The sequence below is a fragment of the Fodinibius sp. genome (assembly GCF_041642155.1).
Lineage (GTDB): Bacteria > Bacteroidota > Rhodothermia > Balneolales > Balneolaceae > Fodinibius.
In genome coordinates this window covers 1-1506 of sequence record NZ_JBEPWZ010000271.1, presented here as the reverse complement: position 1 = coordinate 1506, position 1506 = coordinate 1, and the positions used below count along the sequence as shown (strand labels likewise).

General features: G+C 54.6%; 2 protein-coding genes. Both read left to right on the top strand.

Features of this window, described 5'->3' with window-relative positions; all coding sequences use genetic code 11:
• Positions 1-632, top strand: a 632-nt coding sequence (locus ACESLU_RS12470) for a DUF1080 domain-containing protein (RefSeq protein WP_372638968.1), incomplete at its 5' end; no start/stop codon positions are given.
• A gap of 218 nt (positions 633-850) precedes the next feature.
• Positions 851-1506 (top strand): DUF1080 domain-containing protein (locus tag ACESLU_RS12465; RefSeq protein ID WP_372638967.1); only part of this gene is annotated, 656 nt, incomplete at its 3' end.

Below are 1506 nucleotides of genomic sequence, written 5' to 3'. Positions count from 1 at the left end.
AGCCCCTGTTTAATGGCAAGAATCTGGATGGTTTCGTCGACATGAATACCTCGGAGGACACCTGGTGGGTGGAAGACGGCATCCTCAAATGCACGGGGGAGCCCATCGGCGTGATGCGGACGGAAAAACAGTATGAAAATTTTATCCTGGATATCGAGTGGAGGCACATGGAGCCGGGCGGAAATTCAGGAGTATTCGTGTGGGCCGACGGCACGCCTTACCGGGACAATCCCTTCCCGACGGGCATGGAAGTGCAGATGCTGGACCCGCAGTGGGCGGAAATCAACGACGGTCCGGTGGAATACGCGCACGGTCATCTGTTCCCTGTCATGGGACTCGATACCGCCATCCCCGACAACCCCTCCAAAGTAGCCAAGGGAAGAAGCTATTCCCTCGAAAACAGGGTCAAGGGCACCGGGGAGTGGAACCGGTATATCGTCGCCTGTATCGACGGGACTCTGAAGCTGGCCATCAACGGGAAGTTCGTGAATGGCATCCGCTCCCCGAAACGCAAAAAGGGATATATCTGCCCCGAGTCCGAAGGGTTTGAAGTACACTTCCGGAAAATCGATATCATGGAACTGCCCGGGGGCGTCCTGGAGCCGGGACAGGCGGCGCCGGTGGTAGAGTAGGAGGCGGATTCAGCGGGAGCTGAAAAGCGCCGAACGCTCTAGAGTCGGCCGTGAAGCGGGGTAGATAGCAGAGGGAAGCGGATGGATGATGGAAAGCAGAAGGGAATAAGCAGTAAACAGTAAGCAGAAAATGGTACATGTTAAGACGGGATCCGGAGTTGAAGTTGAGACGGCTCCTATAACCAATAATTAGTAATAAATAACGAATAACGGCACGTATGAAATATCTCTATCTGGTTTGTCTTTTGGGTTTTATGGCAAGTTGCAGCCCGGGTCAGGATGATGACCGGCAGCAGGAACCGACAGCGGTCAACTATGATGAAGAAGGGTATACGCCCCTTTATGAAGACGATCTCTCCCAGTGGCAGGGACAGATTTCAGAAGATCCGCGCAAGCTCCCGGGAATACTGGATACTTTGTCAGAGGGAGGGCCCCAGGAACTTCAGGAACAGGTCGATGAGGAGACTTTTGAACACTGGTACATCCAGGATGGCATGCTTCTCTATGACGGTACGCGGGGGATCGGAAACATCGAAACCCGCAGGGAATACGGAGACTTCGAGCTGGTCCTCGACTGGAAAATCGGTCCCAAGGGCGACAGCGGTGTTTACCTGCGCAACATGCCCCAGGTGCAGATATGGGACCCGCACCACCAGGGCGTCGGATCCGGGGGACTTCATAACAACGATCCGCGTCTGGACCCGATCAAGACGGTAGACAAACCTGTCGGGGAGTGGAATACCATGCACATGAAGATGGTAGGTGATTCGGTCTGGGTTACGCTCAATGATGAACTGGTGGTGGACGGTGCTGTCATGGATAATTTATGGGCCGATTACGAGAAACCGGCCCCCGAAAAAGGCCCGATCGTGCT